We start from the raw sequence: 16,485 nt of genomic DNA on the forward strand, positions 1-16,485 counted from the left end.
CTCCCGCGATTTTGCAATTCACCCCACGGCACGAATCAACGTGCCGGAAAGGTGAAATATGCAAACCGTAATCCATCACAGCGCAGACACCCGCCGCGCTTTATCTGAGCCCCAACACTTCCCGCCGCTGGAGCTGGTTAACCGCCCCACAGTACCAACCGAACAAGCTGCGCATTACTTACTGCGCCGCCCTCAGACGCTGAGGGGGTGGGCCTGCGCTGAGACTTTCCCTGATGGCCTGCGCCCGGTGCGCGTCAATGGTCGCTTGGGATGGCCTGTCTCTGGCATCAAGCAAGTTTTGGGGGTGGCGTAATGGACAACCAAAACGCCACACCAAAGCCCCTGAAACTCTGTAAACGCCAAGAACGCGTTGCCCGTGCCCTGCTGTTGGCAGGTGACCGCTGGACATGGCGGGAGGACATTGACCGCATTGCTGGCGCATCGAATGGCCCTGCCGTCATTCAGGCGCTGCGCCGCAAAGGCATTCAAATCGACACGCAGACCGCTGAGCGCATCGACCGCGACGGCAAGCCATGCAAGCCGGGACAGTACCGACTTGCCCCCAAAGCTGCCGACATGCTGGCCGCCTATGGCTTTGCCGCCTGAGGGGCGACGGAATGGCCAACGGGCGAAACGGCGGGCGCAAGGGCGACACAGGGCGCGACAGTGGCGGATTTATGGCCGTACCTTGGTCCGTCATGGATAGCCCCGCCTACGCAGGCTTGAGCCACCCGGCCAGATCGCTGCTGCTGGAGTTTGCCCGCCAGTTTGTCCGCGACAACAACGGGCGCTTACTGGCCAGCCGTGCCTACTTGGCTGGGCGTGGTTGGAGATCTTCAGATGTGATCCAGCGGGCCAAGGACGAATTGTTGGCGGCAGGGTTCATCTTTGAGACGGTCAAGGGCCAGCGACCGAACAAGGCGAGTTGGTATGCCGTGACCTGGCGCACGCTTGACCGCCACCCTGGGTATGACCACGGCGCGACCGAAGCCTTTGAGCGTGGCGCGTACCGCCGCACAACACCGCTGAAAAACGCGGTCCTTTGTCCGTCTGGCGGAACAGATAGGCCCCTGATAGCTCCGTCTGACGGAACAAGGAAGCCCTCTGTTGTTCCGTCTCACGGAACTATCCGGGGCTCTTTTTGGGTTCCCTCTGTTCCGTCTGGCGGACACCATCTAGAGAAGCCATCTGCTGCTCTTGCAATGCAATCCTGATACAGAAAGAAACCGATGACCACGACCAAAGAAGTATTCCATGAGGTAACCGCCGAAATGTCGGGCGGTGCCGTGCTGCTGACGCAACCTGATTACTGCGGAGAGAGCAGCAGTGTGTTGATGCACCCGTTGCAATTGCGCCACTTTGCCGAGCGCTTTGCAGGCATGGAGCCTGTAGGCTGGATGACCTCGCAGCCGGTCAAGACCTTGGCCCGCCGCCTGCGCACGCTGGCCTTTCACATTGATTTCCTCTACGACTACATCAAGAACCACTCAGACCACAAGCATGCAGACCTGAGCTTTGAGCTGTCAAAGGCGATTGCACTGACCGAAATGGCCGACGAATTTTGCGCCGACCTGCCGGACGAGCTTTGCGAAACGGACGATGAACCAATCCAACCGTCACAGGAGCCAGCCCCGCGACCAGCGCCAGCACCAGAAGTAACCCCAAGCCCTGCGCACCTCAAGGGGCGAATCAAGCCAAAACAGAGTGTTTTGATTTAACAGGGTGAAAACAATGACAGAGCCAGTCAAAAAAAAGAAGCCCGGGCGCTGGAAGGCAGGGGAAAGCGGTAACCCGAAGGGGCGGCCGGCCGGTGTCGGCAAGGTGGCGCAAATACGCGCAGCAATTGAGGAGCATGTTCCTGAGCTGCTGAATGCTTTGGTGACGAAGGCCCTGGGCGGTGACGTTGGAGCTGCCCGCCTGTTGCTGGAGCGAACCATTGCCCCTTTGCGTGCAGTGGAGCCTACCCAAGCACTGACGTTGCCGGATGGGACGCTGACCGACCAGGGCCGCGCCGTGTTGAAGGCCGTGGCCGCTGGTGAGCTTGCCCCGGGTCAGGGGGCATCGCTGCTGAGTGCCATAGGTTCACTGGCCCGGGTGTCAGAGATAGACGAGCTGGCGGCCCGGATTGAGGCGCTGGAGGCCGCAAACGCAAAGAGTGGGGGGCAGCATGCATGAGAGCCTAAAAAAGCGCCTGCTGGCGCTGGAGCAGGGCAGTCCACAGGCTCAAAAATGCACGGGGGTGGTGACGTATGGGCGCAATGAGACACAAGACCAGGCCTTGGAGCGTGCCCGGGCGCAAGGCGTGACCGGCGCTGTGTTGCTGGTGCCCGAGGTGATGACCTATAAAGAGTGGGCCGAGATGATGGACAGAAAGGCAAACGATGCGGGCACTTGAGCGCCGGTTGCGAGCAATGGAGGGGGTGAGGCGGGCGCTGACAGCAATGTGCGCCACGGTGCTGACACGGCCGGGGAATCACGCGACCCAAGCAGACCTTGACGCATTCAACACCCAGCTAGCGACAGCCCGCGAACGTGGCGGTCCCTTGGTCATTTTGACCTTGAACCGCGCTGATATCCTGACCAGAGGGGCACCTGTCACGGTTCGCCGTGATGGAGATATGGCAGTGCAAAAGCTGGAACCCATAACGCCCCTTTTGGCTTGGCCTTGCCCCGTACGAATGTCCGTGCTGAACCCGCTGCGCTCTGACAATTTGGGCCTAAACAGGAGGCGGAACCATGTCGCAGATGCTGGATTTAGACGATTTCCCGATTGGCACCCTGGCCCGCACACCAAGCGGGCGCATTGGCGTTGTCATCAAACACAAGGGCGCGGCAAGCAAGCAGGATCATTTTCAGAGGCTGGTGCTGCACTTCAGTGCGGACCCTCACGACTCTGTGACGCTTCAGCCCAACATGCTGGAGCCAATCACGTCGCGCACCTGTGGCCGCGCCCTAACTGCAAAGGCCCGCGAGTTCTGGGCATCGGAGGACGGCGAAAGGCTCATGCAGAAGATGCGGCACCGCCAACAGTTCACACGGGCCGACCGCGACACCTTGGAACGTGTCATGTGCGGAGAGCCTTACCGGTCAGGTGTAACACACCAAGCGTTACAGAAGCATCACAAGACAGGCCAGCTCACGCCTCACCCGAGCCACACTCTCTGAGCATGCCCCGCAGTTGTTTGACTTGCACAACAGGGGTGACGAAAGTCCGCCGAAAGAGCGTGCAGGCTCAAAAATTCAAATACGTTTTTGAAAGAGAAAAAACCATGCACACGAACCAAACGACAACCACCCAGAAAGAGGGCTGACCATGCAGTTCAAACTCAATGCAGAAGGCGCAATGGCCGCAGGTCAGGGCATTGGCAACGCCATCAAGGCGTTTGCCATGGGGCCACAGGTGCGCCAACAAGCGGCGCAAAGTCAGGAAGCCATATTGGCCAAAATCTATGCAGACAACATGCAGGGCAACCAGTATGGTGCGAACGCCCGCAAGCTGACCGCAGATGCAACCGATCAGGAGATGACGACGCGACTTCGTGAGGGCGTCGATGCAGAGCTGGCCGCCAATCCGAGCATGCCAGCTTATGAGCGAGCCCTTCGCATGGGCTTCAAGTTCGCAGGCCCTCAGCACATGCAGAACTGGTCAGCAGCCGCCGTGAACGAAAAGAAGATTGCCGACCTGAACGCTATTCAGGCCAATCCTGAGCTGGCGCAGGCCACCGGCATTGCCTACGGCGCGACCAAGGGCGAGCTGCCTTTCACTGCTGTCAACGATGGCGGCCATAGCTTCAACCGCTACACCGGCAACACGACAGAGGCCAACCCTGTGCTGGCCAAACTTTTTGGCGACAAGCGCCAGTCCGAGATTGCTGAGAACAAGGCGCAGGCGAACAGCGCGAACGCATCGGCGCGCAAGACCACGCAGGACATTGAGCAGAGCATTCGCACCGGTGACCTGCAAGTGGTCAACGGGGCTGATGGTGCCATCACCGTTGTGAACAAGCGAACCATGACAGCGCAGCCGGTGCTGGATGCCCAAGGCCGGACGGTTCAAGCTGGTGCGGCTGCTGCCAAGCCCCTGACAGAGCAGCAAGCAAAAGCCAATTTGTTCGGGGCACGAATGTACGAGGCCAACAAAATCCTGAATGAGCTTGAGGACGCAAAAGTGATGCGGCCAGGGGCCATCAAGGGCAGCGCAGAAACCGTGGGGCGAATTCTTGGGCTTGGCACTGATTCCATGGGGGGAACGCTGGCTGATGCGGCCGGGAGCATGACCAATTGGACGCAAAGTAAATCGCAGCAACGCGTGGAGCAAGCCCGACGAGACTTTGTGAACGCGGTGCTTCGCAAAGAGTCTGGGGCGGTCATTTCACCGCAGGAGTTTGCAAACGCTGAAAAGCAGTATTTCCCGCAACCCGGAGACAGCAAGGCCGTGATTGAGCAAAAGCGGAAAAACCGCGAATTGGCCATGAATATGATGCTGAAGGAAGTGCCGGACGCGCAACGATACCGACCAGGCGCGAGCCCTGCCGTCAGTACGCCACCAGCGCCAGCAGATTCGGGTGCTGGCGAGACAACCCCCGCTGCTTCTGGTTGGTCTATTCGGAGGATTGATTGATGCCACGTTTTCAAATTACCGGCCCAGACGGGGCCAGCTACGAAGTGAATGCGCCAGAGGGTGCCAACGAAAATCAGGTGCTGGAGTTTGCAAAGCAACAATTTGCCGCAAACAAACCCAGCGTGACCGCACCGAGTAACGGTGTTTTGATGGGTTTTCGGGACGCCATTGATGCTGGGTCGCAGATGCTTCGCCGTGCGGTGCCTGAAGCTATTGCGAAACCGATTGATGAGCTGGGGGCATGGCTTGACAGGAAGGGCTTGCCAGTTGCCTCTACTCAGGGTGTTCAAGGCGTTGACCAATTGGTGAAAGACGTTAATCAGAAGTACGAGGCGAATCGTCAAAACGAGGCCCCTGGACAAGACCCTGGGTTTGACGGAGCCCGCTTGGTAGGGAACATTGCACAGCCTGCGAACTGGATGGGGGGCGGTGCCGCTGCTGGTGCCAACACATTGCGGCAGCTTGCGACCGCTGGCGCTCGAGCCGGGGCCGTTTCCGGTGCGCTTCAACCCGTTGTCGAGGACACAGAGAATTTCTGGATGCAAAAGGCCGGACAAACAGCAGCCGGTGCAGCCGGGGGCGCGGTACTGGCCCCGGCAGCGGCCAAGTCCGGTGAGGCTGTGGCCAAGGCCGTGCAGCGTGCCAAGCCTGCCGTGAAGGTCAACCCGACCACCATTGACGTGCAGGTCACCAACATCCTGCGGGCGCAAGGGCTGGACCGTACCGTGCCGCAAGAGATTTTGGATTCAGTTCAGCGGCAAGTGACTGAATCGATGCAGTCCGGCCAGAAGCTTTTGCCAGGTGCCATTGTCAGAAGGGCGCAGTTTGAGGCCGTTGGCTTGACCGATGACGCGGCTCCAACGCTTGGACAATTGACCCGTGACCCGATGCAGTGGGCCAATGAAAAGAACCTCTCCGGTGTGCGCCTGGCCACACCTCAAGGGGAGGGAAACCCGCTGGCCACTCGGTTTCAGGCTCAGAACAACAAGCTGCAAGAAGTGTTCGATGGTGTTGGCGCGAACAGTGCCACGGACCGGGTGACGGCGGGGCAGACGCTCATGAATGCGCTGCGTGATGCCGACCAGCCCGTCAAGGCGGCCGTGGACGATGCTTACACCAGCGCCCGGAACATGGCTGGCGGACGCGCGGTTGAGCTGGACCGGGGCACTTTCAGCCAATCGGCAAATGCAGCGTTGGATGAAGGCATGTGGGGCCGTTTTGTGCCCAGCGATGTTCGGGCACTGCTGAACGATGTGAGCAGCGGAAAAACCCCATTCACCGTAGAGGCCAGTGAGCAGATAGACGGCATCCTCGCCGCAGCTCAACGCAAGGCAGGTGGCGGAACCCCTCAACATTCGGCCATCGGCGTCATTCGCAGTGCATTGCGTGACACGCCATTTGCACAATCGGCTAATGATGTAGTTGGTGTGGCGATTGACGAAGGAGCCGCAGCCCGTGAGGCATTCAGCCAGGCCCGGACAGCCGCCCGCAAGCGTTTTGCAACCATCGAGCAAACCCCAGCCCTGAAGGCGGCCTTGAACGAAGAAGCGCCCGACGACTTTGTGCGCAAGTTCGTTTTAGGTGCCAAAACTGACGACTTGGCTGCAATGAAGCGGCTGCTTGAAAACAGCCCCGAAGCTCTGACTCAAGCCCGCGCACAAATTGCAGCGCACCTAAAGGGGGCAGCCTTCGGCCCGAACGCAGCAGGTGACGGAGCATTTGCACCAGACCGCTACATGCGAACGCTTCAAGCCCTTGGTCCAAAGCGTCTGGAGGTGTTCTTCAATCCTACGGAGATGGTGCGTCTGAACCTTGCGGGCAAAGTGGCCGCAGACATTACCAGCAAACCAGCGGGGGCCGCCTACGCTGCCAACAGTTCGGGCACTGGCGCTGCGTTGATGAACATCCTGAGCAAGATTTCGGAAGCGCCATTGCTGCGCCAATTGCCCGGGGCCAGAGCCTTGGCGAACCAAGTGGGCGAGATTCGGACTGAGCACGAAATCAGCCGGGCACTCGCCGCGCAACCCAGCGTGCAAAGCCCTAGGCCATCGGCAGAGGTGCTGAGCAAAGTTCAGCGGTTGCTTGCACCTGCTGGCATGGTGGGCGGTGTGCTTGCTGGCGCTGAATAACGAATGGCAGGTACACGATGATGCAAAAGCAAGCCGCGCCTCAAGATCTGGGGCGTGAGTTGACTGATGAAGAAGTGTTCGGCCCGCCTGCGGCAAAGTCTGCCCCTCGCTTTGTGGAAGACTTTTACACCGTGCTGGCCAACATGCAGCGCGAGTGGACTGAGCCCCGGGGACTGGATGACGCGCCGCCTGTTGTTCTGCTGGTTGACAAAGCAGCCCCGAGCGGGGTGATGGTGTTTGCCTGGCCTTCGCCGTGGCTTCATTGATGTTTGTGGGGCGCGGTCAATTCTGGCAGAATATCAGCAACCCCTGAAACGGGGCCGGTGTGTGATGACACCATATCTGTAGCGGTACCAGACCCCCACCGAAAGCGGGGTTTTGTCTTGTCCAAAATTCAGTGGTCAGGCCGCGCATCATGCGCGAGCCCCAAAGGTTTCGGACAGGGTGGCCCTCACCGTAAGGCTGGGCGCGTGACTACGGACACGTCATCAACACCCTGTCCACCCGCTGCGTGTGATGACGTAAACGGTGGGTTCTGTGTGTCTCTCGTAGGAGCCTGAAACCATGACAACAGCAAACGTAAAAGCCGCTCAAATATCGACCAGCGGCAACCGCAAATCAATTCAACGCACCAAAGCAGCCGTGCACGCAGAAGCCCGCAAGCTTGGGCTGAAAGTACACCCAACGGGGGAGGTGCTGCATCAGAACGTGAGTGATGCAGCACCCATGAATTTCGTTTGGGGTTGTGCGTTTGGCCATGGCATGGCAATCGATGCGGTGCACGCCATCCGATTGAACGCCGAACTTGGATATTCACCCGAGGAAGGTGTCCAAAATCTGTTGCGCGATGCGTTCAAGAACTTGGACAGCTCGCCAACTTTGAATGGTCTAGACCGTAGAGGCCTGGCAGTTGGTGCCATCTATACGATTGCGGCACTGGCAGCACACGCGATTCAAGGTGGTGGCGGATTGACCGTGGCAGAGCGCTTGCGAGCTGAAGCCGTTGAGTTGGCTACCGACGCAGACATTGAGCAGTCCCAGCGCTTGAAGGCGCGCGCGATGACCAAGCGAGCCACGGACAAGTTTCATGAGGTGGTCGCATGATTACGTCTCTCGCTTTGATGGCCATCTACAAGACCCCGGTGATTCCATTGTCTGAGGTTTGCGAACGCTATTTCAGTCTGTCCTACGAGGAAGCGCTAAAGAAGGCCGCACGTAACGAGCTGCCCGTCCCAGCCTTCCGACTGAACAACAGCCGAAAGGCACCCTACGTTATCAGTGCTGAAGCCATGGGGGATTGGATTGACAAGCAGGAGGCCGAGGCCAAGGCTCTGTGGCAAAGAAGTCAGGTCTGATTTGCTGTAAAAAGTGGGATGCTGCAAGAGCCCATAGCGACGACTGACCGCGCCATCATTTGGGGTGGTGCGGCTTGTCACCCAAAGTGCCATATCCAAATTTAGGGAGCCAAAATGAGAAAAATATTTATTGCCTGTCTTTTTTGCATTTCACAGATGGCGCTGTCGCAATCTGTCCTTTCATTGCGCGAGCGTTTTGAGGCAGAAATATTGACCATTGCCGAAACCGTTGAGGCCGGGAAGCTTAGCCCAAGCGAGGGAGCACGAGAAATGCTGATGGCTGCGAGGGCATACTTTCCACAGGACACACTGACCCACGCATATTACGAGTCGGCGCTGAGCTATGCCGAGCGGTTTGAGCGCAAAGAGATTACTCAGGCGCAAGCGCTCGAGTTGCTTCAAATTCGGACCGCTCGATACAACGAGGCATTGACCGCCAGAACACAGGAGCAAATGCAACGCAACCGCATTGCCCAGGAAGAGGATGCAAGACAGCGTGAGCACCAAGCCCAGGAGAGGGCGCGTCTTGAATACTTGGCCGCTCAGGAAGCGGAAGAGGCGCGACGGCGTTCGATGATTGGGAACATGCTGCAGGGCATTGGGGGCGCATTCCGTAACGCATACGGTCAGCCCGGGGTGAATTGCTCGACCACGGCTATGCCGGGCGTGCTCACCACCAACTGCCGCTGAGCAGGCCTTGTGCTGCAACCCGCTTTGGCGGGTTTTTTTACGTCTGGAGTTTTCTCGCTGGTTGCATCGGAGCAGAGTCTTTGAGGAAATCCGCTTACATCCACCGTTACATCGAGGAAAAGCGGGCAACAAAAAACCCGCACTTGGCGGGTTCTTTGTGCGCTGCAAGTTGTTGACTTGTAACGACTTTTTGGGTGGCTCCTCAACCTGGGCTCGAACCAGGGACCTACGGATTAACAGTCCGGCGCTCTACCGACTGAGCTATTGAGGAATAGCTTTGAATTATAGAGTGATTTTCAGGCTGTTTTGAGAGGGGCGGCAAGATTTTTAAAAAATCTTGCCGCTGTGTTTCAGAAGCTGGCTTTGACACCCACACGCACTGTTCGAGGCGCACCGGGATACAGGTAGTAGTGGCCAAACTGCTTGGGCGATTCGCGCCAGTAACGACGGTCTGCCAGGTTGTCGATGGCCAAGGTCCATTCGGTGCGGGTGCCTTGGATGCGGGTGTCGTAATGCGTGGCCAAGTCCACGGTGGTCCAGTTGGGCAACTGGATGCTGCCGTCTTCGGTCACGCGTCGCGATCCTTCGTGGTTCAGGCGCAAGCTGCTGCGCAAACCGGGGATGTCGGTGAAGCGGTACTGGGCCATGGCGCGCAGGGTCAGATCTGGAACATTCGGAGCTTTTTGTCCGTTTTTGTTAATGTCTTTGGTAGCGCCAGAGAGTTTGGTCACCAGCCATTGGAATTGCGTGCCTAACATCCATGGTCCCTGCGTCCAATTCAGCCCAACATCGAGGCCACGGTGCATTTGGACGCCATCAACGACTCGCTCGTAGTTCAAGTCATAGGCGAGCGGTCGTTCGATTTGAAAAATGCTGGTGTTCCACCGCCACGCGCCCCGAATTCCTTTGGCTCCCATTTCTATTTGTTTGCTTCGACTCACACCCAAGAGTTGCCCAGCGTTTGTGTAATTGGCATTGTTGGGTGCAGCGAAGAGTTCGACCCCTTCACCATAAGAAGCGAACAAGGTCTGGCCCGCTGCATATTCATGTGAAAGTGCGAACCAGGGTGTTGTGAAGTTTGTAGAGTGGCGTGCGGGATTTGGATTGGTCTGGTCCAAACTGATGGTGCTTCGTGTTGTTTGCGTATTTCTCAATCCAAACCATGCGGTTGTGAGTGAGTTCAATTGGATGCGATCACTCAATGCCAGTTCAGTGCTGTACTCACTGCGATTTGTATTGGAGTATGTTTGGTTGAGCGTTTGTTCTGGCACAGGTTGGCCGTTCAGGTCACTGAGTCCCGCATAGCTGTAAAGTTGAGTTGCATCAAGCCTGTCAAGTTGGCGATGGCGTGTGAGGCTGAAATTGAGATGGTGCTGAAGACCGCCCAGTGACATGACACCGGCAAATGATGTTTGTAATGCATCACTCAGACGTCGTTCGTTGTCACTGCGATAGTCATAAACATCAAACGTCCCATCGGGTTGGAATCGATCACAGTTGGTGTAGTTGGGGAGGCGACACTCAAAGCCAAAGCCAAAGCTCAACCGGTCATCCGTCTTCAACCGCTGCCCCCCATATTGCGTGGTCCACAACCAGCCGCCTTCCAGGTTCTGCTTGAAACGAATCGACCCGGTGGTGCCCTCAAACACGCCGGGCACCGACCACGCTTGTCGCGTCAGGTTGCGCTTGCCATCCACAGGGGCGGGCAGGATGTCGCCCAACAGGCTATAGCCGTTGACGCCAAACTGTTGCCGTTCGCTGCGCTCGATTTCCCATTCCAGCTTGCTGTCGGGGCTGATGCGCCAGTCCATGGCCAGTGCGAACAGTTTGCGGTGGCCTTCGGTGTTCTTGATGTAGGGATTCAGGTTTTCATAAGCCGCGTTGAAGCGGTAGCCCAAGGCTTGGTCTTGGCCAAAGCGCCCACCCAGATCCAGGCCCGTGCTGCTGCTTTGGCCTGGGCCATAGCTGGCGCTGACCGAGCGGATGGTCTCGTCCTTGGCCGAAGGGGGACGCTTGACCACGTAGTTGACCAAACCGCCTGGCGCGCTCGTGCCGGCCTGGATGCCGCTTGTGCCCTTGAACAGCTCGATGCGTTCCTTGTTGTCCATGGGGATCATGGTCTCTGCCGAAATCGGCAGGCCTTCTCGGCGGTAGTTGTAGCGGTTGTCCAAGGTGTAGCCGCGCACGCTCAGCATGTCCCAGTAAGCCGGTGAGTTGTAGCTGTCGGCCACGCTGGCGTCCAGGCGCAGGGCGTCGGACACGCGTTGTGCCCCGATGTCTTGCAGTGTTTGCTGGTCGATGGCGACCGCACTGAAAGGCGCTTTGCTCAAGGGCACATCACCAAAGCCGCTGACCTGCGAAGGGGCCGTGTCGGTGATGGTGATTTCGGTCAGGCTTTGTGCATGGCCGCTGCCCAGTGTCAGCAGCGCAACGGCGCTGGCGATGTGGCTGGCGCGACATGTGAAACGGCCAGATGTCCGGCGAGAAAATGGCGAAAAAAATGCCATGACGTTTTTCCTTCAACGTAATGGCAGGTCGGCTGACTGAGAACGCGACGTGCCCGTGAGAAGGGCACCGTTCTTTTGACAAGCTTCCCTGCGCGAGGATTACCTCAATCAGGTTCAAAGGGACTTTCTCAGTCGAAGACCTCACGGCCTTCAACACCCCTAGCGGATGCGCCACAGGGGTGTGGCGCGGTGTGGATTCTATGCGATGCCCAGACGTTGGTGCAGCAGCGTCGACGTTGTCGTGTACTGCAGCAGGGTTTTTTCTTCGGGGCGCAGCAGGGCCACGGCGCCGAACGCGGCCAGGGTAGCTTCGTGGAAGCCGCAGAGGATCAGCTTCTTTTTGCCAGGGTAGGTGTTGATGTCACCCACTGCAAAAATGCCAGGCTCTGACGTGCCGAAGTTTTCGGTGTTCACCGTCAATTGCTTGCGTTCCATGGCCAGGCCCCATTGCGCCACGGGACCGAGCTTGGGCGACAGGCCCAGGCAGGTTTGCAACACATCGAGAGTGAGCCATTCGGTTTCACCCTGCGGATTGAGCAGCTCCAGCGCTTGCAGGCGGCCCGCTTCTGCACGCAAGCCGGTGGGCTGGCCCGCCACAAAGCGCATCTGGCCTTGGGCGCAGGCATGCCGCATTTGATCGATCAGTTCAGGGGCTGCGCTGAACTGATCGCGTCTGTGCAGCAGGGTCACGCTGGCGGCTGCTTGCGGGCCTGCCATCGCGCTCAGGCAGGTTAGCAAGGCGGTGTCGCTGTCTCCGGCGACGACGAGGTGTCGCCCGGCCCAGCGCTCGGGCGTGGGGTGTTCGGCAAACACCTGTGTGCCTTCGAAAACCGTCAGACCTTCGAGCGCCATGCGGCGCGGCACAAAGGCTCCCACGCCCGCAGCAATGAACAAAGTGGTGGTGTGAAAGGTCTGGCCTGCGCTGGTGCTCACCTTCAGGCGCTGATCGGGCAGTCGCTCAATGTGGTCGACTTGTTGGGCCAGGTGCAGGGCGGCCTGGAACGGCGCGATTTGCTGCTGCAAGCGCTCGACCAATTCATGGCCAGTACAAAAAGGGATGCCGGGGATGTCGTAAATCGGCTTGGGGCCGTACAGCTCGGCGCATTGCCCCCCAACATGGGGCAAGGCATCGACCACATGGCAGTGAATGCCTTGCAGGCCGAGCTGGAAAACCTGAAAGAGGCCGACGGGGCCTGCGCCAATGACCAGCGCTTCGGTGTCGATGGGGGCGGTCATGGGGCAGAGTTCACAAAGAAAGGACCAAGGGCTTGGCCCTTGGGGCTTAACGGATCAGTTCAGACAGTTTGCCGGTCTTGTCTTTCCACTCTTCGGCGGTGGGCAGGGGGGCCTTGCGCTTGGTGATGCTCTTCCAGCCAGGCAGCAAGGCCAGCTCGGCGTTGATTTGGGTCATGTGCTGCTGGTCGGCCGGCAAGTCTTCCTCGGCATAGATGGCGTTCACGGGGCATTCGGGGATGCACACGGCGCAATCAATGCACTCATCGGGGTCGATGGTCAGAAAGTTGGGGCCTTCACGGAAGCAATCCACAGGGCAAACGTCCACACAGTCGGTGTATTTGCACTGGATACAGGATTCGGAAACAACGTGGGTCATGATGGACTCGGAAAATGGGGCTGCGCGTTCGAATTGGCGCGGAACCGTGGATTTTAAAGGAGATCGGTTGACCTCTGTGGGGGCGAGCCCCTGCTAGCGAAAGGGAAAACAGCGAACCCAGGATGTGGCTGATGCGGGCTGGTTTGTCGGGGCTAAAGCCGCCGACCTACGACATGATTTGTAGGTCGGCGGCTTTAGCCCCGACATCAAGTCCCTCAGTTCACCAACACAGCGCCAGATGTCTTGTGGCTGGCCGTGTCCACCAGCACCAGCGCGCCCAGAATGCGCGACTGGGCAAAGGGCAGCGTGACCAGTGGCTCCTGCAAGGCCAGGGTCACATGGCCTATCGCGTTGGGGGCCAGCTCAGTGGCCTCTTCTTCGGCCAGGGTGTTCACGTTCAGGCGGTGCACCACGCGCTGCACTTTGGCCTTGACCCAGCGGTGGCCGTGCAGTGCCCAGTACACACGACCCGCCACCAGGGGCTCGTCGTCCATCCAGGCGATGGTGGTACTCAGCTGGCGTTGGTCTTCTGGCGCGCCTTCGGCAGCCAAGAGCCAGTCACCACGCGACACGTCCACCTCGCGGTCCAGCACGATGCCCGCGCTGTGGCCAGCGGTTTTGCCCTGCGGCTGTCGGGTGGCGCTCAACACTTGGGACACCACGGCGGTCTGGCCGCTGGGGAAGATCTGGATGGTCTGGCCCGGCGCGATGCTGCCGGTGGCCACACGGCCCCAGAACACGCGGCGGCCCTGGGTGGTCACGCCGGAGTCATGGAACTTCTCGACCCACTGCACCGGGAAGCTGAAGGCCACATCGGTCTCGGCTGGCGTGACCGGCAGGTCTTCGAGGATGCTCAGCAGGCTTGGGCCGGAGTAACCGCACCAGTCGGGCTGGTCATTGTTTTCTGTGGTCACCACGTTCCAGCCCTTGAGGGCCGACACAGGCACCATGGCCGTGACGGTGATGCCCGCTTCTTTGGCAAACTTTTCCAATGCGCCTGCGATGTTCTTGTAGGCCACGGCGGCATCGGCCACCGCGTCGAGCTTGTTGATGGCGAACACGATGGATGGCACGCGCAGCAGATTGACCAGCAGCGAGTGGCGGCGGGTTTGTGGCAGCAGTTGCAGGTCGGGGTTGGCCCAGTCGAGTTTGATGGCATCGACCAGCACCACAGCGGCGTCGGCGCTCGATGCGGCCGTGACCATGTTGCGGGTGTACTGCTCGTGGCCGGGGGCGTCACCGATGATGAACTTGCGCGCTTCGGTGTTGAAGTAGCGGTAGGCCACGTCGATGGTGATGCCTTGCTCGCGCTCGGCGCTCAAGCCGTCCGTCAGCAGGGCCAGGTCGGTCTCACCCGAGCGCTGCACACCCGCCAGGTGGTCTTGCAGCACGGCCTTGGTGTCCACCAGCAGGCGGCCAATCAGCGTGCTCTTGCCGTCGTCGACCGAGCCGCAGGTGATGAATTTGAGGGCAGAAAAGTGTTGTTCGTTGTGCATGGTTCGTGTTTCTTTGGTGTTTTGTAGGGGCGGCATCTTTGTGGGAGTGAGCCCCTGCTTGCGAATGGTGACGCTCCGTGAGCGCCCATTCGGCCGCAAAGGCGGCCTCCTACAGGGGATGGATCAGCGATGGGTCAGAAATAGCCATCCTTCTTGCGCTTCTCCATCGAAGCCTCGGACGTCTTGTCGTCCATGCGGGTCGCGCCGCGCTCGCTCACATCGGCAGCCAGCGTCTCGATCACGATCTGCTCGGGCGTGGCCGCATCGCTTTCGACCGGGCAGGTACAGGTGATGTCGCCCACGGTGCGAAAACGTACGTCACGGATTTCGACCTTTTCGCCGTCTTTGGGCGGGGTCAGCTCGGTCACGGGCACCAACAGGCCACGGCGGTCCACCACCTCGCGCTTGTGGGTGTAGTAGATCGAGGGCAGGGCGATGTTTTCGCGGGCGATGTACTGCCACACGTCCAGCTCGGTCCAGTTGCTGATCGGGAACACGCGGAAGTGCTCACCTGGATGGATGCGGGTGTTGAACAGCGTCCATAGCTCGGGCCGCTGGGCCTTGGGCTGCCACTGGCCAAAGCTGTCGCGGTGCGAAAAGATGCGCTCCTTGGCGCGGGCTTTTTCTTCGTCACGGCGGGCGCCGCCGATCAGGGCGTCAAAGCGGAACTCTTCGATGGCTTCGAGCAGCGTGACCGACTGGTGCACGTTGCGGCTCTCGCCCGGGTGGGCCAGGCGCACGGTGCCGCGCTTCATCGAGTCTTCGACGCTGCGCACGATGAGCTCAGCCCCCAATTCCTTGGCGCGCAAGTCGCGGAAGTCGGTCACTTCCTTGAAGTTATGACCGGTGTCGATCATGAGCAGCGGGTAGGGAATGCGGCCAGCGCCGAAAGCTTTTTCTGCGCACTTGAGCATGACCAGCGAGTCCTTGCCGCCCGAAAACAGCAGGGTGGGGCGCTCGAAGGCGGCGGCGACTTCGCGCAGGATAAAGATGGTTTCTTCTTCCAGTGCGTCCAGGTGGGCGTTGCTCAGGCTGTGCAACTCGGTTTGTGTCATGGCGTTCATGGTCGTGATCAATGAGTTTTTATTTCGTCATCCCCGCGAAGGCGGGGATCCAAAATCGGAGGCATGGATCCCCGCCTTCGCGGGGATGACATTCAAGGGGCATGTCATTCAAGAGGCATGGCATTCAAGGGGGCATGGCATTCAAGTGGGCATGCAACAGGGGCATCACTTCTTGACGTGCAGCCCGCATTCCTTGGCCGCTTCGTCTTCCCACCACCAGCGCCCGGCGCGGAATTCCTCGCCCAGGCTGATGGCGCGGGTGCAAGGGGCGCAGCCGATGCTCGGGAAAAACTGGTCGTGCAGCGGGTTGTAATCCACGTTGTGGGTGGCGATGTAGTGCCACACGTCGCCCCAGGTCCAACGGGCCAGGGGGTTGAATTTGTACAGGGCCTTGGTGGCCACTTCGCTCTCGTCGAGCAAAGGCACTTCAGCCCGGGCCGCAGATTGTTCCTGGCGCAAACCCGTGATCCAGGCTTTTTGGCCTTTCAGGGCGCGGGCCAATGGTTCCATCTTGCGGATGCCGCAGCATGCTTTGCGCAGCTCGATGCTCTGGTAAATCGCGTCCTGGCCTTTGTCACGCACGAATTGGATCACCGAGGCTTGCACCGGACGGAAGACGCTGATCGGCGCAAGCGAATGCGCCTGGGTGCGCTCCAGCAGGGCCAGGGTTTCGGTGTGCAGTGCGCCGGTTTCCAGCATAAAGACCGGGATGTCGAGTTGCAGGCTGTTGATGAGGTGGGTGATCACCACGTCTTCGGCGCCCAGACTGGAGGCTTGGGTCAGGGGGGCGAATTCGGCCGCAGCGCGGCGCAGCAGCGCCTGGGTCTCGGCCAGTTTGGCGGCAAAGTCAGGGCTGGCTTGGGCGTGGAGCTCGGTGGCTTTGGCCGGGGCGCTGCGGGAGGAAATCAAGGAAGAGGTCATGGTCTCGTGTTCTTCTGTGGGAGGCTGCCCCTGCGGCCGAATGCGTGCAATGGCTCCGGCTGACATTCGCGCGCAGGGGCGTGCTCCCAC

17 protein-coding genes, 1 tRNA gene and 1 riboswitch are annotated in these 16,485 nt (G+C 59.5%); of the genes, 11 read left to right on the forward strand and 7 right to left on the reverse strand.

Features of this window, described 5'->3' with window-relative positions:
* Positions 1-312 precede the first annotated feature (312 nt).
* The 11 genes from B9Z34_RS09490 (at position 313) to B9Z34_RS09545 (ending at position 8,795) form a co-directional block, all read left to right on the forward strand.
* Positions 313-606: a hypothetical protein gene (locus B9Z34_RS09490; protein ID WP_108427874.1), complete on the forward strand. Its 294-nt coding sequence runs from the start codon at positions 313-315 to the stop codon at positions 604-606.
* Positions 607-1,229: 623 nt separating this feature from the next.
* A complete protein-coding gene (locus B9Z34_RS09500) occupies positions 1,230-1,718 on the forward strand; it encodes a hypothetical protein (RefSeq protein ID WP_108427876.1) in 489 nt (162 codons plus the stop codon).
* 13 nt (positions 1,719-1,731) lie between these two features.
* A complete protein-coding gene (locus tag B9Z34_RS09505) occupies positions 1,732-2,175 on the forward strand; it encodes a DUF5681 domain-containing protein (protein ID WP_108427877.1) in 444 nt (147 codons plus the stop codon).
* The gene (locus B9Z34_RS09510; RefSeq protein ID WP_146179631.1) at positions 2,168-2,395 is read left to right on the forward strand and encodes a hypothetical protein; all 228 of its coding nucleotides are present in this window, start codon (positions 2,168-2,170) and stop codon (positions 2,393-2,395) included. Before B9Z34_RS09505 ends, B9Z34_RS09510 begins: the two co-directional genes overlap by 8 nt.
* Positions 2,396-2,736: 341 nt before the next feature.
* Positions 2,737-3,165, forward strand: coding sequence for a hypothetical protein (locus B9Z34_RS09515; protein ID WP_108427879.1), 429 nt, complete (start codon positions 2,737-2,739; stop codon positions 3,163-3,165).
* A gap of 148 nt (positions 3,166-3,313) precedes the next feature.
* Complete coding sequence (locus tag B9Z34_RS09520; RefSeq protein ID WP_146179632.1) at positions 3,314-4,621, forward strand: hypothetical protein; 1,308 nt, start codon at positions 3,314-3,316, stop codon at positions 4,619-4,621.
* Between the two features lie 539 nt (positions 4,622-5,160).
* Positions 5,161-6,750 carry a hypothetical protein gene (locus B9Z34_RS09525; protein ID WP_146179633.1) on the forward strand — a complete coding sequence of 530 codons (1,590 nt, stop codon included), beginning with the start codon at positions 5,161-5,163 and terminating at the stop codon, positions 6,748-6,750.
* Between the two features lie 17 nt (positions 6,751-6,767).
* Positions 6,768-7,016: a hypothetical protein gene (locus tag B9Z34_RS09530; protein WP_108427882.1), complete on the forward strand. Its 249-nt coding sequence runs from the start codon at positions 6,768-6,770 to the stop codon at positions 7,014-7,016.
* A 298-nt stretch (positions 7,017-7,314) separates the two neighbouring features.
* Entirely contained in the window at positions 7,315-7,854 is a 540-nt protein-coding gene (locus B9Z34_RS09535; RefSeq protein ID WP_146179634.1) for a hypothetical protein, read from the forward strand.
* Positions 7,851-8,105, forward strand: coding sequence for a pyocin activator PrtN family protein (locus tag B9Z34_RS09540; protein WP_108427884.1), 255 nt, complete (start codon positions 7,851-7,853; stop codon positions 8,103-8,105). Before B9Z34_RS09535 ends, B9Z34_RS09540 begins: the two co-directional genes overlap by 4 nt.
* A gap of 114 nt (positions 8,106-8,219) precedes the next feature.
* Positions 8,220-8,795, forward strand: a complete 576-nt coding sequence (locus B9Z34_RS09545; RefSeq protein ID WP_146179635.1) for a hypothetical protein — start codon at positions 8,220-8,222, stop codon at positions 8,793-8,795.
* A gap of 195 nt (positions 8,796-8,990) precedes the next feature.
* Here B9Z34_RS09545 and B9Z34_RS09550 read toward each other — a convergent pair.
* The 7 genes from B9Z34_RS09550 to B9Z34_RS09580 all read right to left on the reverse strand — a co-directional run bounded on the left by B9Z34_RS09550 (position 8,991) and on the right by B9Z34_RS09580 (position 16,395).
* Positions 8,991-9,066, reverse strand: a tRNA-Asn gene (locus tag B9Z34_RS09550).
* Positions 9,067-9,145: 79 nt separating this feature from the next.
* Positions 9,146-11,302, reverse strand: coding sequence for a TonB-dependent siderophore receptor (locus tag B9Z34_RS09555; protein WP_108427886.1), 2,157 nt, complete (start codon positions 11,300-11,302; stop codon positions 9,146-9,148).
* A 68-nt stretch (positions 11,303-11,370) separates the two neighbouring features.
* Positions 11,371-11,473: riboswitch (TPP riboswitch) on the reverse strand.
* A gap of 27 nt (positions 11,474-11,500) precedes the next feature.
* A complete protein-coding gene (locus tag B9Z34_RS09560; protein WP_108427887.1) occupies positions 11,501-12,538 on the reverse strand; it encodes an NAD(P)/FAD-dependent oxidoreductase in 1,038 nt (345 codons plus the stop codon).
* Positions 12,539-12,584: 46 nt separating this feature from the next.
* Entirely contained in the window at positions 12,585-12,914 is a 330-nt protein-coding gene (gene fdxA / locus B9Z34_RS09565) for a ferredoxin FdxA (RefSeq protein ID WP_108427888.1), read from the reverse strand.
* Positions 12,915-13,129: 215 nt separating this feature from the next.
* A complete protein-coding gene (locus tag B9Z34_RS09570) occupies positions 13,130-14,410 on the reverse strand; it encodes a sulfate adenylyltransferase subunit 1 (protein WP_108427908.1) in 1,281 nt (426 codons plus the stop codon).
* A gap of 134 nt (positions 14,411-14,544) precedes the next feature.
* Entirely contained in the window at positions 14,545-15,474 is a 930-nt protein-coding gene (gene cysD / locus B9Z34_RS09575) for a sulfate adenylyltransferase subunit CysD (RefSeq protein ID WP_108427889.1), read from the reverse strand.
* A 165-nt stretch (positions 15,475-15,639) separates the two neighbouring features.
* On the reverse strand, positions 15,640-16,395 hold the full coding sequence (locus tag B9Z34_RS09580) for a phosphoadenylyl-sulfate reductase (protein WP_108427909.1): 756 nt from the start codon (positions 16,393-16,395) through the stop codon (positions 15,640-15,642).
* Positions 16,396-16,485: the final 90 nt, after the last annotated feature.

Origin of the sequence: Limnohabitans sp. Hippo3, assembly GCF_003063665.1 — a bacterium.
Classification (GTDB): Bacteria; Pseudomonadota; Gammaproteobacteria; order Burkholderiales; family Burkholderiaceae_C; genus Limnohabitans_A.

Coding starts and splice junctions, on each gene's coding strand:
- B9Z34_RS09490 (WP_108427874.1), top strand. CDS start 313: ATGGACAACCAAAACGCCACACCAAAGCCCCTGAAACTCTGTAAACGC.
- B9Z34_RS09500 (WP_108427876.1), top strand. CDS start 1,230: ATGACCACGACCAAAGAAGTATTCCATGAGGTAACCGCCGAAATGTCG.
- B9Z34_RS09505 (WP_108427877.1), top strand. CDS start 1,732: ATGACAGAGCCAGTCAAAAAAAAGAAGCCCGGGCGCTGGAAGGCAGGG.
- B9Z34_RS09510 (WP_146179631.1), top strand. CDS start 2,168: ATGCATGAGAGCCTAAAAAAGCGCCTGCTGGCGCTGGAGCAGGGCAGT.
- B9Z34_RS09515 (WP_108427879.1), top strand. CDS start 2,737: ATGTCGCAGATGCTGGATTTAGACGATTTCCCGATTGGCACCCTGGCC.
- B9Z34_RS09520 (WP_146179632.1), top strand. CDS start 3,314: ATGCAGTTCAAACTCAATGCAGAAGGCGCAATGGCCGCAGGTCAGGGC.
- B9Z34_RS09525 (WP_146179633.1), top strand. CDS start 5,161: ATGCAAAAGGCCGGACAAACAGCAGCCGGTGCAGCCGGGGGCGCGGTA.
- B9Z34_RS09530 (WP_108427882.1), top strand. CDS start 6,768: ATGATGCAAAAGCAAGCCGCGCCTCAAGATCTGGGGCGTGAGTTGACT.
- B9Z34_RS09535 (WP_146179634.1), top strand. CDS start 7,315: ATGACAACAGCAAACGTAAAAGCCGCTCAAATATCGACCAGCGGCAAC.
- B9Z34_RS09540 (WP_108427884.1), top strand. CDS start 7,851: ATGATTACGTCTCTCGCTTTGATGGCCATCTACAAGACCCCGGTGATT.
- B9Z34_RS09545 (WP_146179635.1), top strand. CDS start 8,220: ATGAGAAAAATATTTATTGCCTGTCTTTTTTGCATTTCACAGATGGCG.
- B9Z34_RS09555 (WP_108427886.1), bottom strand. CDS start 11,302: ATGGCATTTTTTTCGCCATTTTCTCGCCGGACATCTGGCCGTTTCACA.
- B9Z34_RS09560 (WP_108427887.1), bottom strand. CDS start 12,538: ATGACCGCCCCCATCGACACCGAAGCGCTGGTCATTGGCGCAGGCCCC.
- fdxA (WP_108427888.1), bottom strand. CDS start 12,914: ATGACCCACGTTGTTTCCGAATCCTGTATCCAGTGCAAATACACCGAC.
- B9Z34_RS09570 (WP_108427908.1), bottom strand. CDS start 14,410: ATGCACAACGAACAACACTTTTCTGCCCTCAAATTCATCACCTGCGGC.
- cysD (WP_108427889.1), bottom strand. CDS start 15,474: ATGAACGCCATGACACAAACCGAGTTGCACAGCCTGAGCAACGCCCAC.
- B9Z34_RS09580 (WP_108427909.1), bottom strand. CDS start 16,395: ATGACCTCTTCCTTGATTTCCTCCCGCAGCGCCCCGGCCAAAGCCACC.